Origin of the sequence: Streptomyces sp. NPDC002467 (assembly GCF_042889825.1) — a bacterium.
GTDB lineage: Bacteria > Actinomycetota > Actinomycetes > Streptomycetales > Streptomycetaceae > Streptomyces.
The window spans coordinates 496,086-515,610 of the sequence record NZ_JBIARJ010000004.1 but is presented as its reverse complement, the minus strand read 5'-3'; the positions used below and the strand labels follow the sequence as shown (position 1 = coordinate 515,610).

Here is a 19,525-nt window from a genome sequence, read left to right as displayed (position 1 = left end):
GGGGCCGGTCCCCGTCCCGTACTCCAGGAGTACGGGACGGGGACCGGCCCCTCGGCGTACGCGCTCAGGCCTGCTCCTCGATCCGGCGAAGCCGCTCCGCGTCGCAGGTCCGCGGGCAGGTGGCGCAGGCCCGGGACGGGTCCAGGGTGTAGTACATGCAGCACCCGAGCCGGGTGCGGGTCGGGTGCGCGTGCCCGGCGCGGTCCGTGAGGCGCCGGAAGTCGGCGCCTCCGGGGAAGGGGGCTATGGCGGTGGGGAGCAGCTCGGTCGCCTCGCGCACCGCCCGCTCCTCCTGACCCAGCGAGCGGCCCAGGTACCAGATCCCGGAGACGAGGTCGTCGGTGGCCATGCCCCACAGGGCCCGGTCCCGGCGGCGGACCCGCGGCCCGACGGCGGCCAGCAACGGCCGGAAGTGATCGGCGACGGCCGCGCGCAACTCGGCGCGCAGGGCCTCCTCGTCCGCGACCACCCGGGCCCCCGGCAGGTGCGCCGCCGGATCGCCGGGCAGGCACGCGAACCCGGCCCCCGGTGCGATCTCGAACGTGCCCGTGGACAGGTCGACGCGCACCTCGCGCGGGCGGACCCGGGGCACGCGCCGCTCCAGGTACCAGACGCCGCTCATCAGCAGGCCGACGCTCCAGAGGTAGTCGTGGAGCGCGCGCGAGGCGGCGACGTCGGGGCGCGGATCGTGGCCGTGGCCCCGCCGGATGCGGTCGGCCTCGGCGGCGACGAAGGCGTCCAGGGCCTCCTGGCCGCCGGCCGGATCCGTACGGTCCGCCAGCTCCGCGCCGCCGACCCACCGACGGGGGTGTGCGGACGGTTGTGCGAAGGGCCGTACGAAGGGTGGTGTTCCGGCGGCCGCCACCCGGACGTCCAGCGCCTCGCAGACCGCCGCGAGGCGGCCGTAGGTCCGCGCCAGTGCGGCGGTGCAGTCCGGGACGGGACGTGGGGGAGACGCGATGCGCGGGACCGCCGTCATCGGTTCTCGATCATGTGCGACACGAGGACTCCATGCGAGGGAGTAGGTAAGGCTTACCTTAACCCAATGATCTATGATCATGGTCGCCGCGCCACCCCGCGTGTCTCGAACGGCAGTTGAGACTAAGGGTTGGCTAACCTAAGCTGCTTGAGTCGGCGGGTGCGGAACTTCGTTGCGCACATCCGTCGGCGCCGAGGCGTGCCGGAAAGCAGTCACCCGCTCACCCCCACAGCCCAGGACTCGGAAGGGGCCCAACCCATGCGGTTGTACCTGCTCGCACTCAACCCCACCGACTCGGTGACCGAGGGATTCCTCCCCGCCGCGGCCCGACTCGGGCTCCGGGTCACCCTCCTCACCGACCAGCCCGACGCGCACCGCCGCGCGGTGTCGCCATGGCCGGACGTCGAGGTCCTGGAGTGCGACGTACGCGACTTCCGCGCGGTCGTCACCCGCATCGCAACCCACCACGCACCCGACGCGGTCTTCACCAACAGCGACCACCTCCAGACCCAGGCCGCCCTGGCCGCCGACTACTTCGGCCTCCCCGCCAAGGACTGGCGGGCCGCGCTGCGCGTCAAGGACAAGGCCCAGATGCGGCGCCACCTCGCCGCGAGCGGACTCGACACGGTGTGGTCCGCGGAGCTCGCCGCCGGCCTGGACCCGGCCGCCCTCACCGCCCTGGACGTGCCCTACCCGTGCGTGGTCAAGCCCCGGGAAGGCGTGGCCAGCGAGGACGTGGTGCTGGTCGAGGGACCCGAGGAGCTCGTCCTGCGCTGCAAGGAGATCCAGGAACGCCGGCCGTCGGCGGCCCTCGTCGTCGAGGAGTACCTGGCCGGCGAGCTGTACAGCATCGAGACGCTCGGCGACGGCACGGTCCGTCACGTGCTCGGCGGCTTCCACACCCGGCTGTCCCCGCCCCCGTACTTCATCGAGGAGCGCTGCACCTTCGTCGGTGCCCATCCCGAACCCGTCACCCGGCAGGTCCTCGCCCAACTCGACGCCCTCGGCGTCGGATTCGGCATCTGCCACACCGAGTTCGTCGTGCACGAGGGCCGCGCCCGCATCATCGAGGTCAACTACCGGGCCATCGGCGACCAGATCGACCTGATGCTCGCCCGCCTGCTGGACGTCCCGCTCTTCGAACACGTCCTCCGTACGCACCTGGGCGAGCCGCTCCCCGCCGACCTCGGCGTCCGCGCGGACGGCAGCGCCCTGGTCGACTACCCCTGCGCCCGCACCGCCGGCACCCTCACGGCCGCGCCCGAGGCCGCCGACCTCACCGTCGACGGCGTCGAACTGACCTACCGGCCGCTGCGCGCGGTGGGGGAGCGGCACGAGGTGTACGGCACAAACCGCGACTACGTCGGCGCACTGCGCGCGGTCGGCCGCGGCGCGGACCAGCGGACCGTCGACCGCGTCGCCGACGACCACCTCGCGTCCCAGCGCTGGGAGATCACCCCGTGACCACGACCGCCCCGGCCGCCCTGTCGGCCCCCGCCGACGTCATCGAGGTCGAGGTCGAGGTCGAGGTCGAAGCCGAGCTGATGCTCCGCGTCCTCGGCGCGCTCCTGCGCGAGGACGTCGTCGGCCTGCGCACCCGCACCACCACCGTCGACCGCGCCGACGGCCGCTGGCTGCGGCTACCCGCAGGCGACGGAGACGCCCTGCTCCTGCCGGTCGCCCCGGACGGCTACCAGGGCGAGTGCGGCGCCCGGTTGCCGCTGCTCGCCCGGGAGTCGGACGGCCGCGAACTGACCACCCACGACGAGGTCCTGGGCGCCCTCCGCGCGCTCGCCGACCCCGCCGACCGTGCCGGCTTCGACGCCTTCGCCGAGGAATGCCGCCAGACCCTCGCGACCATGCGCCTGCACGACCGCACCCGCGACGAGGTCGCCGCCGCCCTCACCGCCGCGTACGGGGAAGACCCCGCCGACTGGACCGGGCCCGCCGCCGGGATCGCCCACGACACCCTCGCCGCGCGCCTCGACCACCCGGTGTACCCCACCGCACGCGGCCGCTCCGGCCTAGACGAAGCCCAACTGCGAGCCCACGCGCCCGAATTCCATCCGCACTTCGCGCTGCGCTGGATCGTCGTGCCCGAGCGGGACCTCACCGTCGCGGGCGGCCCCGACGCGCTGCCCGACGCCTGGCCCACCCCGGCCGCGCTCGGCCTGCCCGCGCTCGACGGAACCCACCTCGCCCTCCCCGTCCACCCGCTCACCGTCGGGGCGCCGCTGCGCGAGGCCCTGAGCGCCGCGGGCCTGGCCGACCGGGCCGTGCTCGCGGAGCGCCCGTACCTCGACGTCGTCCCCACGCTGTCCATGCGCACGGTCGCCGTCACCGCCGACCCCACCCTGCACGTCAAGGTCCCCATGGCCACCGCCACCCTGGGGCTGCGCAACCGCCGGATCATCCGGCCCGGCTTCCTCGCCGACGGGGTCGCGGGCCAGCGGCTGCTGGAAACCGTCATCTCCCGCGAACCGCGGTTCCGGGGCGTGGTCCTGCACGCCGACGAGACCGTCCACGCCCACGCCGGACACGAGCTCCTCGCCGCGCTCTGCCGCCGCCTCCCGGCCGGCCTCGACGACGCCGTCGTCACCCCGCTCGCCGCCCTGCTCGCCGAAGCCCCCGGCGGGAGGCTGCTGATCGACCACCTCGCCGACCGGTTCTACGGCGGCGACCCGATCGCCCTGCTCGACGCCTACCTGCGGCTGCTCTTCGACTTGCAGACGACCCTGTTCGGCCACGGCATCGCCCTGGAGTCGCACCAGCAGAACATCTCCCTCGTGCTCGACCACGGCCCGGCCGGGGAGACCCGCATGCGGCTGCTGCTCAAGGACGACGACAGCCCGCGCGTCCACGCGGCCCGCGTCCGGGCGAGCCTCGGCGCCGACGCGCCGCTCGGCTTCGACGACGCCCGCATCCTGTGCGAGGACGACCGGCCGCTGACCGACATGTTCACCACGATCACCCTGCACCTGTGCGCCGGCTCGTACGCCTTCGGGCTCGCCCGGCACGGCCGAGCCGGCGCCGGCGCCCTGCTGGACCTCGTACGCGACCGGCTCGCCGAGGCCGTCGAAAGGCTGGGCACCGGTGCCGGGGAGCCGGGGGGCGTGCTGCGCGCCCGGGTCCTGGACGCGCCGGAGCTGCCCGTCAAGGCGATGGTCAGCGCCGGAACCCTGCTCAGCAAGGAACGCTCGGGCGCGGCCGACATCAACAAGCACTACACCACCGGCCCCAACTACCTCCTGAACCGCGGGAGTGCGAGATGAGCGCGGCGGCGCCCCCGGAGCTGCGCGACGCGTCGGCCGCGGGCCCTCCCGAGCCCCGTCCGACCCTCGGCCGGAGGCAGGTCCACGCCGTCGCCGGCTGCTACTTCGTGGCCTCCTTCGCGGCGCTCGGTCTCCCTCCCTTCCTCACCGAGATCCTCCCGGAGCTCGGCGACCGCGACGCGAGCTGGGCCGGCGTGCTCTACATCGTCCCCACCGTCTTCGCGGCCGTCGGCGCCCCGCTGTGGGGCCGGCTCGCCGACCGGTTCGGCCGCAAACGGCTTCTGCTGCGCGCCCAGTTGGGTCTGGCCGTGTCCTTCCTGCTGGCCGGCTGGGCCGAGTCCATCCCCGCCTTCACGGTGGCGCTGGTGCTCCAGGGCATCCTCGGCGGCACCTTCGCGGCGTCCAACTGCTACCTGGGGGCCGCGCTGGAGGGGGCGGAGCTCTCCAGGGCGCTCACCCTGATGCAGGGCGCCGCCCGAGCGGCGCTGGTCCTGGCCCCGATCGTGGTGGGCGGCCTCTCGCCGTGGCTGTCCCCGCACCGCCAGTACGCCCTGCTGGCCGTGCTCCCCCTGACGGCGGCGCTGCTGATCACCGCCCTGCCGGAATCCCGTACCTCCCGTACCTCCCGGACCACCCCGGACGCCCCGCCCGCCGCCCACCCGCCCGCGGCGGAGCGGGCGGCCCCCGCGGGTGTGGCCGCCGAGGCGGCCCCGGCAGGCCCGGCGGCCCCCGCCGGAGGGGGCCGGCGGGTGACCTCGCTGCGCGGGCTGTACGCCCTGGAGTTCGCCTTCGTCTTCTCCACGGTGATCTCCTTCCCGTACCTGATCTCCCTCGTCGAGGAGCGGATCCCCGGCACCTCCCCGGCGGTGTCCGGAGTCCTCTTCGCCCTGCCCCACCTCTGCTACCTCGCCACGGCCATGTGGGTGCACTCCGCGTTCCACCGCCGACCCCGCCTCGGTCTCGCGGTCGGCTTCGCGTGCATAGCCCTCGGGCTCGCCGGGCACGGACCCGCCCACTCGCTCGCCACCCTGGTCGCCGTCCGGCTGCTGCTCGGTGCCGGTCTCACCCTCGGCCTCGTCTGCCTCGCCGTGATGGCCTCCGACTGCGCCAAGGGCCGCGCCCCCGGCGGCCTGTTCGGCTCGATCGAATTCTTCTCCAAGGCCGGCGCGGTCGTCGCCGGGCTGGCCGCCGCCGCGGGCAACGGCCTGTACGGGCCCACCGCACCGGTGCTGATCGGCACCGCCGTGGCGCTGCTCACCGTCTGCGCCACCGCCCTCCCGGCCCTCCGGGCCCTCCCGGCCCCGAACCTCCGCTCTCTCCGCACCCGCTGGAGCCGTTGATGTCCCTGACCGATGAGATCGGTACCGCCGCCCTCCTCCCCTCCGCCGGCCCCACCGGGCTGCCCACGGCCGACGAGGCCGTCGTCCACACCCTCCTGAACTGCCTGCTGCGCGAGCTGTCCGGCCCCGAGCACCAGACCGCCGTCGCCGACGGACACCTGCTGCTGTGGCTGCCCCGGCGCGGAGTACTGCTGCGCGCCGCCCTGCGCCGCACGTCCCTGCTGGGCGCCCACCGCTTCACCGGGCCCGTACGGGAGCAGCGCGACGGCGGCTGGGCGGAGATCGGCTGGCGCCGCCTCGCCGAGTACGCCCACGACGAGCTCGCCCTGCGCACCGACGTGCGCAACGAGGAGTTCCTGGAGCAGATCGCCTCCAGCCACCAGGCCGTCTCGGCCGCGCTCGCCGTACGGGCCCAGCGGCCGGCCGAGGAAGCGGAAGGGAGCAGGGGCGGGGTCGGGGACGGCGACGGGCTCGCGGCCTATCTGGAGTCCGAGCAGTCCCTCGTCTTCGGCCACCGCTTCCACCCCACCCCCAAGGCCCGCACCGGCGACACCGCCTCCTGGCTCGCCTACGCCCCCGAGGCCGGCGCCTCCTTCCGGCTGCGCCACCTCGCCGTCCGCGAGCACCTGATCGCAGAGGAAGCCGCAGCCGAAGGAGCCGCGGCGCCCCTGGACCGGCTGCGCGCCGACGTGCCCGACGGCTACCGGCTGCTCCCCGCGCACCCGTGGCAGTACGAGATGCTGCGCGAACACCCGCGGCTGCGCGCCGCGTTCGACCGCGGGGACATCCTGGACCTGGGCGAAGCCGGCCGGCCGTTCGCCGCCACCGCCTCCGTGCGGACCCTGTACGACGGGGCCGCCTTCCTGAAGTTCAGTCTCAACATCCGCATCACCAACTGCCTTCGCAAGAACGCCAGTTACGAACTGTCCGGCGCGGTCGCCCTGACCCGCCTGCTGGCACCGGTCCTCACCGACCTGGAGACCCGCTTCCCCGGCACCGCGATGCTCCGCGAGCCCGCCTACCGCAGCATCGCCCTGCCCGGCCCCGACGGCACCCCGGACCGCTCCCTCCTCGAAGGCTTCGGCGTGATCGTCCGCGAGGGCCTGCTGGCCCGGCTGATGCCCGGAACCACCCCGCTCCTGGCCGCGGCCGTCGCCGACGAGTACCCCACCGGCCCCGCGCACGTCTCCCGGCTGCTCGGCCACGCCTCCGCGCGGACCGCCCTCGACTGGTGGACGGCGTACCTCGAACTGCTCGTCCCGCCCGTCCTGGCGGCGTACTTCGACCACGGCCTCGTCCTCGAACCGCACCTGCAGAACGTCGTCGTCTGCGTCGACGAGGAGGGCATGCCCGCCCAGGTCCTCTTCCGCGACCTGGAGGGCACCAAGCTGGTCCCCGAGCAGCACGCCGACCTCCTCGCCGCCCTCCCGGCCGACGTCGCGGGCCCGATGACGTACGACGCCCAGCGCGGCTGGGACCGGGTCGTGTACTGCCTGCTCGTCAACCACATCGCCGAGGTGCTCGCCGCCCTCGCCGACCTGCACCCGCACACCGAGGCCGCCCTGTGGGCCGAGGTCCGCGCCACCCTCCAGGCGTACGCCGACCGGCACGGCTGCCCGCCGCGCCTCGCCGCCCTGCTCGCAGGGGTGCCGCTGCCCGCCAAGGCCAACCTGCTGACCCGCTGGGAGCGCAAGGCCGACCGCGACGCCGGTTACGTCCGGCTCGCCTCCCCGCTCGCCGAGGACGTGCTGTCCCAGGGGCTGCGACTCCACGCCGACGCGGACGCCGACGTCCACGCCCACGCCCACGCCCACGAACGCGACACCCGGAGCGCCCGATGACCGCCCCCACCCCCGCGGTGCGCAGCCGCCTCGCCACGCTCGACGGCACCGAACTGCCCGCGTACCTCTACGACCTGACCGCGCTGGGCGAGCACGCCGCGGCCGTCCGGGCGGCCCTTCCGGAGCGGGTCGAGCTGTACTACGCGGCCAAGGCCAACCCGGAGCCGGAGGTCCTGGCCGCCCTCGGCCCGTACGTCGACGGCTACGAGGTCTCGTCCGGAGGCGAGCTCGCCCACGTGGCCAAGGCCGTGCCCGGCCGCGCCCTCGCCTTCAGCGGACCCGGCAAGACCCCCGCCGAGCTGGCGGCCGCACTCGAACTGGGCGTGGAACGCTTCCACGTTGAGAGCCTGCACGAACTGCGCGTGCTGGCCGCCCTCGCCGCGCGCACCACCACCGATCCCGGGGCCGCCGTCCCCGGAGTGCTGCTCCGCTTCAACCTCCCCCTGGCCGCCGCCTCCCTCGAAGGCAGCTCGCTGGCCATGGGAGGCCGTCCCACCCCCTTCGGCCTCGACCCGGCCGAGGCCGACGAGGCCGTCCGGCTGCTCACCGACGGCACCTGCCCGCGGCTGCGGCTGCTCGGCGTGCACGCCCACCTGGCGAGCGGCCTGCACGCCCCCGAGCAGCTGGCGGTCGCCGGATCGGTCGTCACCTGGGCCGTGGACCTCGCCGCCCGCCACGGCGTCCCCCTGGCCGAGGTGAACATCGGCGGCGGCATGAGCGTCGACTACGCCGCCCCCGAGACCCGCTTCGACTGGACCTCGTACGGCGCCGGCCTCGCCCGCCTCGCGGACGCCCACCCCGGCCTCACCCTGCGGATCGAGCCGGGCCGGGCGCTCACCGCGTACTGCGGCTGGTACGCCACCGAGGTACTGGACGTGAAGCACAGCCACGGCGAGGAGTTCGCCGTGGTCCGCGGCGGCACCCACCACATGCGCACCCCGGCGACCAAGGGCCACGACCAGCCCTGCACCGTGCTCCCCGTGCCCGAGTGGACCCACCCCTGGCCCCGCCCCGCCGCGGCCGGGCAACTGGTCACCCTCACCGGGCAGCTCTGCACCCCGAAGGACCTGCTGTCCCGCGACGTGCCCGCCCCGGGCCTGCGGGCGGGCGACCGCGTGGCCTTCGGTCTGGCGGGCGCCTACGCCTGGAACATCTCGCACCACGACTTCCTGATGCACCCGCGCCCCGGTTTCCACTTCGTCACTTCGGGCGAAAACGACCCGGCCCGAACCGCTCCTGCGAGGCCCTGACAGCACCCAACGACCTTGTGTGGCAGGCGTTTTTCGAAGGTACGCGTCGGTAGGGATCGTCTAGACTCGCGAGCCATGAATCCCAATGGACCCGAGTCTGCCGGGGCGAAGGCCTTCTACGTCACCACCCCCATCTACTACGTCAACGACGCACCTCACTTGGGCCACGCCTACACCACGGTCGCGGCCGACGTGCTCGCCCGCTGGCACCGGCAGCGGGGCGAGCGCGTCCGGTTCCTCACCGGGACCGACGAGCACGGTCAGAAGATCATGCGTACGGCCGAGGCGAACGGCGTGACCCCGCAGGAGTGGTGCGACAGGCTCGTGAGCGAGGCGTGGGAACCGCTCTGGGAACACCTCGACATCTCGAACGACGACTTCATCCGGACCACGCAGAAGCGGCACACGGACCGGGTCCGGGAATTCGTGCAGGACCTGTACGACAAGGGCGAGATCTACAAGGGCGGATACGAAGGCCCCTACTGCGTGGGCTGCGAGGAGTACAAACTGCCCGGCGAACTCCTCGACGGCGAGGGCGAGTACGCCGGCCGGAAGCTGTGCCCGGTGCACAAGCGGCCGGTGGAGACGCTCAGCGAGGAGAACTACTTCTTCAGGCTGAGCGAGTACGGCGACAGGCTGCTCGCCCACTACGAGGCCGAACCGGACTTCATCCAGCCCGAGTCCGCGCGCAACGAGGTCGTGAACTTCGTACGCCAGGGGCTGCAGGACCTGTCGATCTCCCGGTCGACCTTCGACTGGGGCATCCCGATCCCGTGGGACTCCAAGCACGTGATCTACGTGTGGGTCGACGCGCTGCTCAACTACGCCACGGCGGTGGGCTACAACGAGAACCCCGAGAGGTTCGAGGCGACGTTCCCGGCCGACGTCCACCTCGTCGGCAAGGACATCCTCCGGTTCCACGCGGTCATCTGGCCGGCGATGCTGATGGCCCAGGGCCTGCCGCTGCCCCGGAAGGTCGCCGCGAACGGCTGGCTCATGGTCGGCGGCGAGAAGATGTCGAAGTCGAACCTGACCGGCATCAAGCCCCAGGACCTGACCTCGCACTTCGGCGTGGACGCCTACCGCTGGTACTTCCTGCGCGCGATCTCCTTCGGCCAGGACGGCTCCTTCTCCTGGGAGGACCTCTCCGCCCGCTACACCAGCGAACTGGCCAACGACTACGGCAACCTCGCGTCCCGGGTCGCGGCCATGGTCGGCAAGTACTTCGGCGGCGTCCTCCCGGAGGCCACCGCCGACGGCGACGCCGAGCGGGCCGTCCGGGACGGTCTCGCGAAGGCGGTGACGGAAGCGGACCGCCGCATCGGCGACGAACTCGACTTCCAGGGCGGCATCCTGGCCGTGTTCGAGTTCATCAAGCAGGTCAACGGCTACCTCACGGAGCAGGAGCCGTGGAAGGTGGCCAAGGACGAATCGACCGAGGGCCGCGCCCGCCTCGCCACGATCCTCTACACGGCGGCCGAGTCGCTGCGCGCGATCGCCGTCCTGCTCAACCCGGTCATGCCGGAGACCTCCCGGAAGCTGTGGGAATCCCTGGGCGCCGAGGCGTCGCGGGGAGCCCTGGCGGACCAGAAGGTCCAGGAGGCCGGCGAGTGGGGCGGGCTCCGGGCCGGCGCGAAGGTGACCAAGGGAGCGGTCCTCTTCCCGCGCCCGGAGGAGCCGGCGGCGGTCTGAGGCGCGGTACCCCCCGATGTCGGGCCGCCCCTCGACGGCGGGAATCCGGGGGTACCGAACAGTCGGTACGGCGGATAGCGTCGCCGCATGGACCAAGACGAACGGGCGCTCCACGCCTCGTCGTTCGGCGCGGCGGCGGTCGCGTACGCCGAACACCGCCCGGACTACGCGCGGGCCGCGGTGGGCTGGGCGCTCCAAGCCGCACCCGGCCCCCGCGTCCTCGACCTCGGCGCCGGAACCGGCAAGCTGACCGCCACACTGGCCGCGGTCGGCGCCGACGTCACGGCGGTCGAACCCGACCCGGCGATGCTGGCCGAGCTGCGCCGCACGCTGCCCGCGGTCCGCGCCCTGCGGGGCAGCGCCGAGGCGATCCCGCTGCCGGACGCCTCGGTCGACGCCGTCCTCGCCGGCAATGCCATGCACTGGTTCGACATGGCCGTCGCGGGACCCGAGATCGCCCGGGTCCTCGCACCCGGCGGCGTCCTCGCCGGTCTGTGGAACGTCATGGACGACCAGGTCGACTGGGTCGCCGGGCTGGCACGGGTCGGCGGGAGCGCCGCCGTCGGCCCGCGTGACACACCCGCCGCCTGGCGGGCCGCGACGGCCGACGCGCACCTCCCGAAGAACGGCGGGGCCGCCCGGTTCGGCTCCCCGGAGCAGGCCGATTTCCCGCACGGACAGCGCCGCACCGCCGACTCCCTCGTCGCGACCCTCGCGACGCGAGCGGGGCTCCTCGTCATGCCGGAAGCGGAACGGGAGGCAGTGCTGGACCGGATCCGCGCGTTCCTCGCGAGCCGGCCGGAGACCGCCCGCGGCGAGTTCGCCCTCCCGATGCGGACCGGCGTACTGCGCGTGCGGCGCATCGACGACGTGTGAGCGGAGGCGAGCGGGTGTGCGTCGTACGGGGTGAAACCCGCTGGTCGGGACCGGAACGCCCCCATTAGCATCCGACGATGACCACGCCGGGGGACGAACCCTTCCACGACGCGACACATCTCGACCTCGGACGCCTCGTCCGGCACCCGGATCCCCGAGTACGGCACCTGGGACTGCTCCGCCTCGCCGAGAGGGTCGCGACGCTCCGGCCGGACGACGAGCCCGGGAAGGCGGAACTGGCGGCGCTGCTGCCGCCGTCGGTCGAGGGCCCACCGGAGGCCGCACTCGTCCACGCGCGGCTCCACGGACGACTCGGGCCGTACTTGCGCGCGCTGCCCCGGCCGTCGTGGCGCACGGCCGGACTGCCGGCCCGCGTCCAGGTGGCCTGGCTGCGCGCCGAGCTGCTGACCGAGCCGACGGTCGTCCGGACGGAGCCGCGGGGCGAACTGCTGTACCAGGCCGTACGGGAAGCGGCCGCGGCCGACGCGCACCACCCCGAGCGGCTCGTGCGCGAACTGGCGGACAGCGGGGACCCGGTGCTGCAGTCGGCGGCGCTGCGGCTGGCCGTGCAGGGGCTGCACGCGGGTCTGTTGGCGCCCGCCCCGGTCCGCGCGCACCTGATCGGTCTGCTCGGTGCCGAGAGCACGGCCGTCGTCGTCGCCGCGCTGGGTGAACTCGGCGAGCCCTGGGCCGCCTTGGACCCCCTGCCGGCGGGGCGGCTGGCACCCTTCCTCACCCCCGACTCGGTGCGGGGACGGCCCGGGGCGGCCGATCCCGCGATCGAGGCCGCGGCCCGGCACGGGCACGGCGGCCTGCTGCGGCAGGTCGCCGACGATCCGGAACTGCCGCCGGCGCTTCGCCGGCGCGGCCTCGAACTGCTCGGCGACCTCGCCGACCGCGACGACATCGGCGTACTGACCGCCCTCGCCGCACAGGACCCGCTGCTGCTGGGCGGGCCGGCACTGACGTGCCTGCGCGGGCTCCACCGGCGCGGGCACTTCCCGGAGGGTCCGCACGTCCCGACCGTCATCGGCCTGGCGCTGGCCGACCACACGATCGCGCCCGACGAGGTCGCCACGATCCTGTTCACCTGCCGGCAGGAGACGTTCCGCGTACTGGCGGACGCGCCCGCCGGGGATCCGAGCTGGCCGCGGCGGCTCGCGCTGCTCGTCGCCCTGGCCGCACAGGGGGCGGGGGAGCTCCCGATCGGGGACGCGATCACCCGCCTGCTTCCCTCGGCCCCGGCGGCGGGCCCGTTCCTCGACGCGATCCGCGCCCTGCGCCACACCGATGCCGAGGACGCCGTGATCGCCCTCCTGCCATCGGACCCCGACGCGGCCCTGGACGCCCTGGAGGCCATCGGCGGCCCCCGGACGGCGACCGCCCTCGGGGAGGCGCTGGGGGTCGCCACGGCCGGGACCCCGGGCGCGATCGCACCGCACCTGCGCGCAGCGCGCGGCCGCGCCCTCGAACTGCTGTGGCACCTGACCGACGATCCGGCGCAGCGGCACGCCCTCCTCATGCGCCTCGATCCCACCGACCTGCCGCCCCGCATCGCGGCCGACCTGGGCGGCCCGGACGAGCGCGAACTGGTTTTTCTCTCCTCCCACTTGGATCCGCACGAGCCTCTGGCCGCCCTGTGTCGGCTGGCCGCCCACGGCAGCGCCGGCACTCTGCCGGTCATCGCGGACCTGCTCCTGCGCGTCGTCGCCGACCTCTCGACGGCCGGGGAGCCGGGCTCCGCCCCGGCCGGGGCGGAGCCCGTGGTACCGCAAGAAGCCCTCGACGCGATCCACGGCCTGGGCCGCCGCCTCCACGAGCGGGGACGGATCAGGCCGTCCTGCCTGCTCGACGCGGCGACCGCGCGGGAGGCCGGGGACGCGGTCGTGGCGACCACGGCGCTGGACCTGTTGGACCGGCCCGGACTGTCGGCCGTCGAGCAGACCATCCTGCTCGAACTGCTGCTCAGGGCCCCCTACACGGGCACCCGTGCGCGGGTCCACCGCTTGCTGCGCCACCGCGACCGGCACGTACGCAAGCACGTGATCGCCCTCCTCGCCCGCGACGCCGCGGGGGACGACGCGCGGGCGCTGTCGGCGACCCTGATCGCGCTGACCGCCGCCCAGGACATCCAGACCGTCCGCCAGGCGCTGCTCGCCCTCGGCCACGCACGGGCCCGCTGGGCCGCCGACGCGATCGCCGCGTGCCTCGGCCACCCGAACATGAACGTCAAGAAGACAGCCGCTGCGGTCCTGGTCCACACGGGCACGCCCGCGACCGTACCGGCAATGCTCTCCTGGCTCGGCCGCCACGACAATCCAGGCCTGCGCGGCAGCCTCGTGGAGGCCCTGCGCGCCGTCCTCGGCGACGCGTACCCGGCGACGGTCCTCGCCGCGGCGGAACGCAGCGAGGACGGCCGGACCCGCGAACTGCTGCTGGCAGGCCTCGACGGCGCACTGACGGCACGCACCCCGCCGGCCGGGCCCGACACGGCGCCGGACCTCGACATCGACTCCCTGACCTCGGAGGGTTGGAACCGATCGGCCGCCCGACGCCTGGCGGACCGGCATCACGATCTGCCGGACCCCGGCCGCCTCCGGGCGCTGCGCCCCCTGCTGGCGGACTGGCTCCGGCTGGCCGCCGAGTCCGAACCCGCCGCCCGGGACCGCGTCCTGCGCCTCACCCTCCGCGTCTGCCCGGCACCGTGGACACCGCAGGAACTGACGGCCTTCGCCCGCGCCACCGGTCCCCTCCTGGGCTCGCTCGCCGAGGCCCCCGCCGAGGACCGGCACGGCCTCATCGCCGTGCTCGAAGCGCTGGCGCCCACCCTTCCCCCGACCCGGAAGCCGGCCGTCGCCGACGCGGTACGAGCACTGCCCCCGGCGCCCGGGGCGAGCCGTTCCACCCTTCCCCTGCTCCGCGACCTGGACGCCGTCCTGCTCCGCACCGACCTCGACCGGGCACTCGCCTCGGCCCGCCTGAGCGCCGACCCGGGGCGGGCCGAGACGGCCGTACTCCGCGACGCGTTCGCCGTCACAGCCCCCTCGTCGGCCGAGGCGGAGACCTGGCGGGCCGCGCTGTCCGGCGCGGCGCGCACCGCGACCGCCCTGCGGGAGTTCCGCCTGCGGCGCGAGCACACCCCGGACTCCCGCGACCGGCTCTCCGCACTGATCGACGCCTACGCCCACGACCACTCCGCCGCCGGTGACGAGGTCCGCGCCGCCCTCATCGACTGGATGACGGACGTCCAGCCCCTGGACGCACCCCCCTGGACCATCGCGGAGACCGTCCAAGCGCCGCCGGAACGCCCGCGCCCCGTACGGGCCGACGACCTCGACCAGCCCCGCTCGGCCGCACAGCGGCAGCGTCTGATGGCCATGCTGCGGGCATCCGCACCGGAGCGCCGGCGCACCGCGGCCCTGGCGCTCCTGAAGTGGCCCGAGCCCGAGGCCGGGCTCGACGTGCTCCGAGCCTTCCTGCGGGGCCACGTCGACGTACCCGCCGAGGTGCTCGTCCCCGGGCCGGAACTGGAAACGGAACTCCGCGCGGACGACGTCCTCCACGACCGGGCGGCAGCCCTGGTGACCCGACTGGCCCCACGTGACCTGGAGCCGCTCCTGCCGCTCCTCCTGGAATGGTGGGAGAACCCCTCCTCCCCGGCCGTCGGCTCCGCGGCCGCCCGGGCCCTGCGCCACGCCCCCGCCGACGTACTGGCGCGGCATCTCGAACCCCGCCTCGCCGCCGGTGCCCGGGGCTTCCTCGACCTGCTCGACGGGCGCCCCCTGCTCCGCACCCCGGCCCTCACCCGCACCGTCCTGCGCCTGCGCGCCGAGGGCCACGCCGACCTCGCGGACCGGCTCCTCCTCGTGGACGGCCCGCTCCGCCACCCGGACGCCGTACGACAGGACGCCACCGCGCTGACAGCACTCCGCGACCGCACCCCGCCTACGCCCGCGACGCCCGAACCCGCCTCCCGCCAGGAGCTGTTGGCCCTGGCCCGCACCGGCGACCCGGCCCGGATCCGCCGGGCCCTCACTCGGCTGGCCGAGGCACACGGCGGCTCCGCCCCGGACCGGGACCCCGCCCTCCGCACCCTCCTCGGCGAGCTCCTGCACCACCCCAGGCCCGGGGTCCGCCTGCACGCCCACCGCACCGCACGGGCGATGCTGGACCGCCACACGTACCTGCGGCACACGGCCACCCTGCTGAACGACCCCCAGCCGGACCTCGCACGCCTGGCGGTCCGCACCCTCTGCCACGCGAACTGGGCCCCCGCGATCCCCGCCGTGACCGGCCTGCTGGAACACTCCCACCCGGTCGTCCGCGACGCCGCGGAGAAGGGACTCGCCGCACTGGGACCATCGGCGATCCCCGCCCTCAGACACGCCGCCGACCACGCCCGCCCCGACAAACGCTCCCGCTACACGGAGCTCCTCGACCGGATCACCCGAGCGCCGAGCTGACATTTCCACGACACCGGTCGGATCAAGCAGATCCAGGACCCCGGGCGGCCTGCCGCTCCTTCGTGGAACCGGCAGGCCGCGCCCCTCAGCTCCAGTCGATCTTCAGCGCGCGTCCTTGAGCGCGCCCCGCCTCGGCGGCCGGCCCACGGGTGGAGGGGTCCAGCGGGTTCGGGCCGATCGCCGCCACCGAAGCGGCGTCCGGCTCGACCACCGCCACCTCGGCGCCGCCCGCACGCAGCTCCGCGACGGCCTCGGCCAGCGGCTTCTCGGTCGGAAACAGCTCGCCTTCGCCGAGCGGCGCGACCACCAGCACGCGCGAGGCGCCGACGGCGTAGTCGGCGTTCGTACCGGACCGCACCCCACCGTCGACGTACCGGCGCCCACCGACCGTCGCGGGCGGCCACACCCCGGGCACCGCGCAGCTCGCCGTCACGGCATCGACCAGGCTCACTCCCGAGGCACGGTCGAACACCCGCGGCTCCCCGCTCACCGCGTCCACCGCCACGATCTTCACCGCGCGAGCGGGCCACTCGTACGACGGCAGTCGCGACTCGATCACGGCGCGCCGCTCCGGCTCCGGCACGCACTCGGCCCCGAGCGCGAACGCCCCCACCGCCCGCCGCAGCTCCGGTACGGAGCCGGCGCCTCGCATCACGGAGGCGATCTGCGGACCGAAGCTCGCCAGATCGACCTCGGCCGTGATCTCGGACGCCTGCAACCCCGCCTCGGTCTGCCGCGCGTACAGATCGTCCAGGCTCAGCCCACTCCCGAGCTGCGCGGCCACGGTCGACCCGGCGGACGTCCCCACCACGACATCGGCCCCCGTGACGTCCTGCCCCGCATCCGCCAGCCCCGCGAGCAGCCCGGTGATCCACGCTATCCCGGCGACCCCACCGCCACCCAGCACCAAAGCCACAGCCATGACCCGCACTCCTCGTCCGTCCGTTCGATGTGTCGTCCCCCAGTCTGAACTGCCAAGACTGCCAAGCGAGTTATTGCCGATGGGGTGTCGCCCTTCCGTCTCCCGCCCTCCGCGGTCGGTCCGTGCCGGTGAGGGCGCCTCAGTCCTCCGTCGCGGGCAGCGGGTGGGAGCAGGTCGAGCGCGCCACGAACGCGATGCCGTCGTGGTCCTCGGCCGGAACGCGGCCCTCGCCACTCGCTCCCCGGCCGACCTCGCGGACGAGCCCTACGGCTTCGCGGAGGCAGGCATGCCGATGAAGGCGGCCGACGCGGCGAGTGCGGCGAGGGCCCCGCACGCGAGCCATACCGAGTCGCCCATCAGGGACCACGCGGCGACACCCGCCGCGGGTCCCACGGCGGAGCCCACCCCGAACATGGCCTGGGAGGCGCCGAGGTACCGGCTCCGGTTCTCGGGCGCCGCGGTCAGCGCGGGGTAGGCGGTCATGGTCGGGGAGCCGATGATCTCGCCGACCGACCACACCACCGTGGCGGCCACGAGACCGGTCACGCCCCAGGGCAGCGCGTACGCGGCGAGGCCGACGCCGACGGCGAGGATTCCGGTGATGGTGGCGACCCTGGCCGGCCACCGCTGCACCTTCCGGGTCACCACCAGCTCGCACAGGATGACGATCAGGCCGTTGACGGCGACGAGGACGCCGTAGACGAAGATGTCGAGTCCGCGCTCCCGCACCGCGAGCGGGAGCGTCGACAGGTACTGGGTGTAGACCGCGGAGAAGCCGAGTATGGCGAGCAGGAAGAGCACGAAGCTCCGGTCGCCCAACACCGCCCGGTAGCCGCCCGGGCCCGCCGCCGCCCCCGCATCCGCCGCCTCCGGGGCCGCCTTCGCCCCGGCCGGGCCGGCGCCGGCCGGGCCAACGCCTACCGCGCCGGGGCGGTCGCGCGGCAGGAGCCGGACGCCGAGGACGGCGACGCCCAGGGCGGCGGCCGCCTCCGCCCAGAACAGCAAGGTGTACGAGTGGGCGACCAGGGCGGCGCCGATGAGCGGCGCCGCGGTGGTCCCGATGTTGGTGGCGAGGCGGTACATGGCGAAGACCATCACGCGGCGCTGCTCGCCGGTGAGACGGCTGACCAGCTCCGCCGAGGCGGGCCGGTAGACCTGGCTCGCCGCGCCGGTGCCGACCGCGAGCAGCAGCATCACCGGGTACGACGCGGCGTACAGGAAGGCCGCGGTGAGGGCCGCGTTGGCCGTCATCGAGGAGACGATCGAGGCCCGGACTCCGATCCGCCCGACGAGCCAGCCGCCGAGGAGGATCCCCGCCACCGCGCCCGCTCCGTGCGCGGCGAGCGCGAACCCCGCCTGCACCGCGGGGTATCCGCCGGCGACCAGGTAGAGCACGAGGAACACCTGGAGGAAGCCGCCGAGTCGGTTCACCATGATCCCGGCGATCACCGCCTTCACCGGCAGGGGTGCCTCGCGCCAGGTGAGCACGACGCCGGCCGCCTCGGCGTCGTCGGTACGGGTCGCCCCGTCCACGCTCATCGCGGAGCCGGGACCGGCTCGGCCGCTTCGAGGCGTACGGCGTCCTCGGCGGCGTCGAGCGTCGCCCGGCATGCCTCGGCGGTGGCGGCGGAGGCCACGAGCATGGCGTACCGGCCGGTGTGCGAGGCGGGCGGGAGCTCCAGGACGTGGCCGGGCCGTGCGACCACGCGGGCGATGCGGATGCCCTCGGGCAGCCGGTCGCGGTCGATGGTGACGCGGCCGACGACGGTCTCCACCTCGGGGTAGAGGAAGCGCACGGCGGCGGCCCCGGAGCGCGCCGCGCCCTGTTCGGGGCGCTGTCCGAGCGCCAGGTGGGCGGCTGCCAGGCCCGCGTCCCAGCCCGTGGCCAGCAGCCCGAGGTACGAGATGAAGTCGCCGCCGCTGCGGGCGTTGACCTCGACCAGGGCGGGGCCGCGCGCGGTGAGGCGCCACTCCGAGTGCGTCCAGCCGCGGGTGATGCCGACGGCGGCGTGCACCGTGGTCAGGGCGCGCAGCAGCTCCGGGTCGGCCGTCAGCGGGTCGGAGGCGTCGACGCCGTGTCCCACCTCTTCGAAGTTGGGCGGCGGGCTCAGTTCCTTGCGGGCGACGAAGAGCGGGGTCACCTCGCCGTCCCAGATCAGGGCGTCGACGCTGATCTCCGGACCGTCCAGGTACTCCTCGACGAGCACGGGCTGTTCGAAGCGCTCGCGCACCTCGACCATGGTCGTCCCCCGGATGGCGGGGAAGATCTCGGCCAGCTCCCCGGGGGTGCGGGCCATGCGCGTGCCCGTGCTGCCCACGAGCGCACGGGGCTTGACCACGACCGGGTAGCCCGTCTCAGCGGCGGCCTCGTACGCCTCGGCGAGGGTGGACACCGGGGTGGAGCGGGCCTGCGGGCCGCCCGCCTCGGCCACCGCGAGGCGGGTGAGGTGCTTGTCGCGGCAGGTCAGTACGGCTTCCGGGGTCAGCCCCGGAAGCCCCAGGGCGGCGGCCACCTTGGCCGCCGGAAGGATGCGGGTCTCGTCCCAGCACAGGATCGCGTCCGGTGCCACGGGCCGGGCCGCCTCGATCATGCCGTCGGCGTCCAGGGTGTCGACGCGAGTGTGCCCGGTGATGAACGGCGCCTCCCAGCCGACCTCGCGGTCGGAGAAGAGCCAGATCCGGTGGTCCCGTGCCACGGACTCCAGCAGGTGCCCGCGGGTCTCCTGGTCCATGGGGCTGATCAGGATCAGCAGCGGGGACGACGAGGGCGAGGACGACGGCACGGACGAGGACGGGGACGGGGACGGGGAGGGCATGGCACGTGAACCTTTCGGCCGGGGCGTATCGGCTGGTCAGTCTGCTGAGCGGGAAACGTGCCCGCCAGGCCAGT

12 protein-coding genes are annotated in these 19,525 nt (G+C 74.6%); 8 read left to right on the top strand and 4 right to left on the bottom strand.

Going from position 1 to position 19,525, the window contains the following annotated elements; translation table 11 throughout:
- Positions 1–64 precede the first annotated feature (64 nt).
- Complete coding sequence (locus tag ACFYYJ_RS11945) at positions 65–979, bottom strand: (2Fe-2S)-binding protein (RefSeq protein ID WP_389131246.1); 915 nt, start codon at positions 977–979, stop codon at positions 65–67.
- Between the two features lie 258 nt (positions 980–1,237).
- On the opposite strand from ACFYYJ_RS11945, the gene ACFYYJ_RS11940 reads away from it, so the two are divergent.
- From ACFYYJ_RS11940 to ACFYYJ_RS11905, 8 genes are all read left to right on the top strand, one after another.
- Entirely contained in the window at positions 1,238–2,443 is a 1,206-nt protein-coding gene (locus ACFYYJ_RS11940) for an acetyl-CoA carboxylase biotin carboxylase subunit family protein (RefSeq protein ID WP_389131244.1), read from the top strand.
- A gap of 80 nt (positions 2,444–2,523) precedes the next feature.
- On the top strand, positions 2,524–4,251 hold the full coding sequence (locus ACFYYJ_RS11935) for an IucA/IucC family protein (RefSeq protein WP_389131363.1): 1,728 nt from the start codon (positions 2,524–2,526) through the stop codon (positions 4,249–4,251).
- Positions 4,248–5,591 carry an MFS transporter gene (locus ACFYYJ_RS11930; protein WP_389131242.1) on the top strand — a complete coding sequence of 448 codons (1,344 nt, stop codon included), beginning with the start codon at positions 4,248–4,250 and terminating at the stop codon, positions 5,589–5,591. Before ACFYYJ_RS11935 ends, ACFYYJ_RS11930 begins: the two co-directional genes overlap by 4 nt.
- Positions 5,591–7,432 carry an IucA/IucC family protein gene (locus ACFYYJ_RS11925; RefSeq protein ID WP_389131239.1) on the top strand — a complete coding sequence of 614 codons (1,842 nt, stop codon included), beginning with the start codon at positions 5,591–5,593 and terminating at the stop codon, positions 7,430–7,432. Before ACFYYJ_RS11930 ends, ACFYYJ_RS11925 begins: the two co-directional genes overlap by 1 nt.
- Positions 7,429–8,682: a type III PLP-dependent enzyme gene (locus tag ACFYYJ_RS11920; RefSeq protein ID WP_389131236.1), complete on the top strand. Its 1,254-nt coding sequence runs from the start codon at positions 7,429–7,431 to the stop codon at positions 8,680–8,682. Before ACFYYJ_RS11925 ends, ACFYYJ_RS11920 begins: the two co-directional genes overlap by 4 nt.
- A 75-nt stretch (positions 8,683–8,757) precedes the next feature.
- Complete coding sequence (gene metG / locus ACFYYJ_RS11915; RefSeq protein ID WP_389131233.1) at positions 8,758–10,374, top strand: methionine--tRNA ligase; 1,617 nt, start codon at positions 8,758–8,760, stop codon at positions 10,372–10,374.
- 87 nt (positions 10,375–10,461) lie between these two features.
- A complete protein-coding gene (locus ACFYYJ_RS11910) occupies positions 10,462–11,250 on the top strand; it encodes a class I SAM-dependent methyltransferase (RefSeq protein WP_389131230.1) in 789 nt (262 codons plus the stop codon).
- Between the two features lie 77 nt (positions 11,251–11,327).
- Entirely contained in the window at positions 11,328–15,713 is a 4,386-nt protein-coding gene (locus ACFYYJ_RS11905) for a HEAT repeat domain-containing protein (protein ID WP_389131228.1), read from the top strand.
- An 85-nt stretch (positions 15,714–15,798) separates the two neighbouring features.
- Here ACFYYJ_RS11905 and ACFYYJ_RS11900 read toward each other — a convergent pair whose 3' ends face one another.
- The 3 genes from ACFYYJ_RS11900 to ACFYYJ_RS11890 form a co-directional block, all read right to left on the bottom strand.
- On the bottom strand, positions 15,799–16,635 hold the full coding sequence (locus tag ACFYYJ_RS11900) for a patatin-like phospholipase family protein (RefSeq protein WP_385360904.1): 837 nt from the start codon (positions 16,633–16,635) through the stop codon (positions 15,799–15,801).
- A gap of 264 nt (positions 16,636–16,899) precedes the next feature.
- Complete coding sequence (locus tag ACFYYJ_RS11895; protein ID WP_389131224.1) at positions 16,900–18,174, bottom strand: MFS transporter; 1,275 nt, start codon at positions 18,172–18,174, stop codon at positions 16,900–16,902.
- Entirely contained in the window at positions 18,171–19,451 is a 1,281-nt protein-coding gene (locus ACFYYJ_RS11890; protein ID WP_389131221.1) for an acetyl-CoA carboxylase biotin carboxylase subunit family protein, read from the bottom strand. Before ACFYYJ_RS11890 ends, ACFYYJ_RS11895 begins: the two co-directional genes overlap by 4 nt.
- Positions 19,452–19,525 lie beyond the last annotated feature (74 nt).

What these genes read in the sequence shown, in the direction of transcription:
- metG (WP_389131233.1), top strand. Translation starts at nt 8,758, where the DNA reads ATGAATCCCAATGGACCCGAGTCTGCCGGGGCGAAGGCCTTCTACGTC.
- ACFYYJ_RS11940 (WP_389131244.1), top strand. Translation starts at nt 1,238, where the DNA reads ATGCGGTTGTACCTGCTCGCACTCAACCCCACCGACTCGGTGACCGAG.
- ACFYYJ_RS11925 (WP_389131239.1), top strand. Translation starts at nt 5,591, where the DNA reads ATGTCCCTGACCGATGAGATCGGTACCGCCGCCCTCCTCCCCTCCGCC.
- ACFYYJ_RS11930 (WP_389131242.1), top strand. Translation starts at nt 4,248, where the DNA reads ATGAGCGCGGCGGCGCCCCCGGAGCTGCGCGACGCGTCGGCCGCGGGC.
- ACFYYJ_RS11910 (WP_389131230.1), top strand. Translation starts at nt 10,462, where the DNA reads ATGGACCAAGACGAACGGGCGCTCCACGCCTCGTCGTTCGGCGCGGCG.
- ACFYYJ_RS11900 (WP_385360904.1), bottom strand. Translation starts at nt 16,635, where the DNA reads ATGGCTGTGGCTTTGGTGCTGGGTGGCGGTGGGGTCGCCGGGATAGCG.
- ACFYYJ_RS11890 (WP_389131221.1), bottom strand. Translation starts at nt 19,451, where the DNA reads ATGCCCTCCCCGTCCCCGTCCCCGTCCTCGTCCGTGCCGTCGTCCTCG.
- ACFYYJ_RS11935 (WP_389131363.1), top strand. Translation starts at nt 2,524, where the DNA reads ATGCTCCGCGTCCTCGGCGCGCTCCTGCGCGAGGACGTCGTCGGCCTG.
- ACFYYJ_RS11920 (WP_389131236.1), top strand. Translation starts at nt 7,429, where the DNA reads ATGACCGCCCCCACCCCCGCGGTGCGCAGCCGCCTCGCCACGCTCGAC.
- ACFYYJ_RS11895 (WP_389131224.1), bottom strand. Translation starts at nt 18,174, where the DNA reads ATGAGCGTGGACGGGGCGACCCGTACCGACGACGCCGAGGCGGCCGGC.
- ACFYYJ_RS11945 (WP_389131246.1), bottom strand. Translation starts at nt 979, where the DNA reads ATGACGGCGGTCCCGCGCATCGCGTCTCCCCCACGTCCCGTCCCGGAC.
- ACFYYJ_RS11905 (WP_389131228.1), top strand. Translation starts at nt 11,328, where the DNA reads ATGACCACGCCGGGGGACGAACCCTTCCACGACGCGACACATCTCGAC.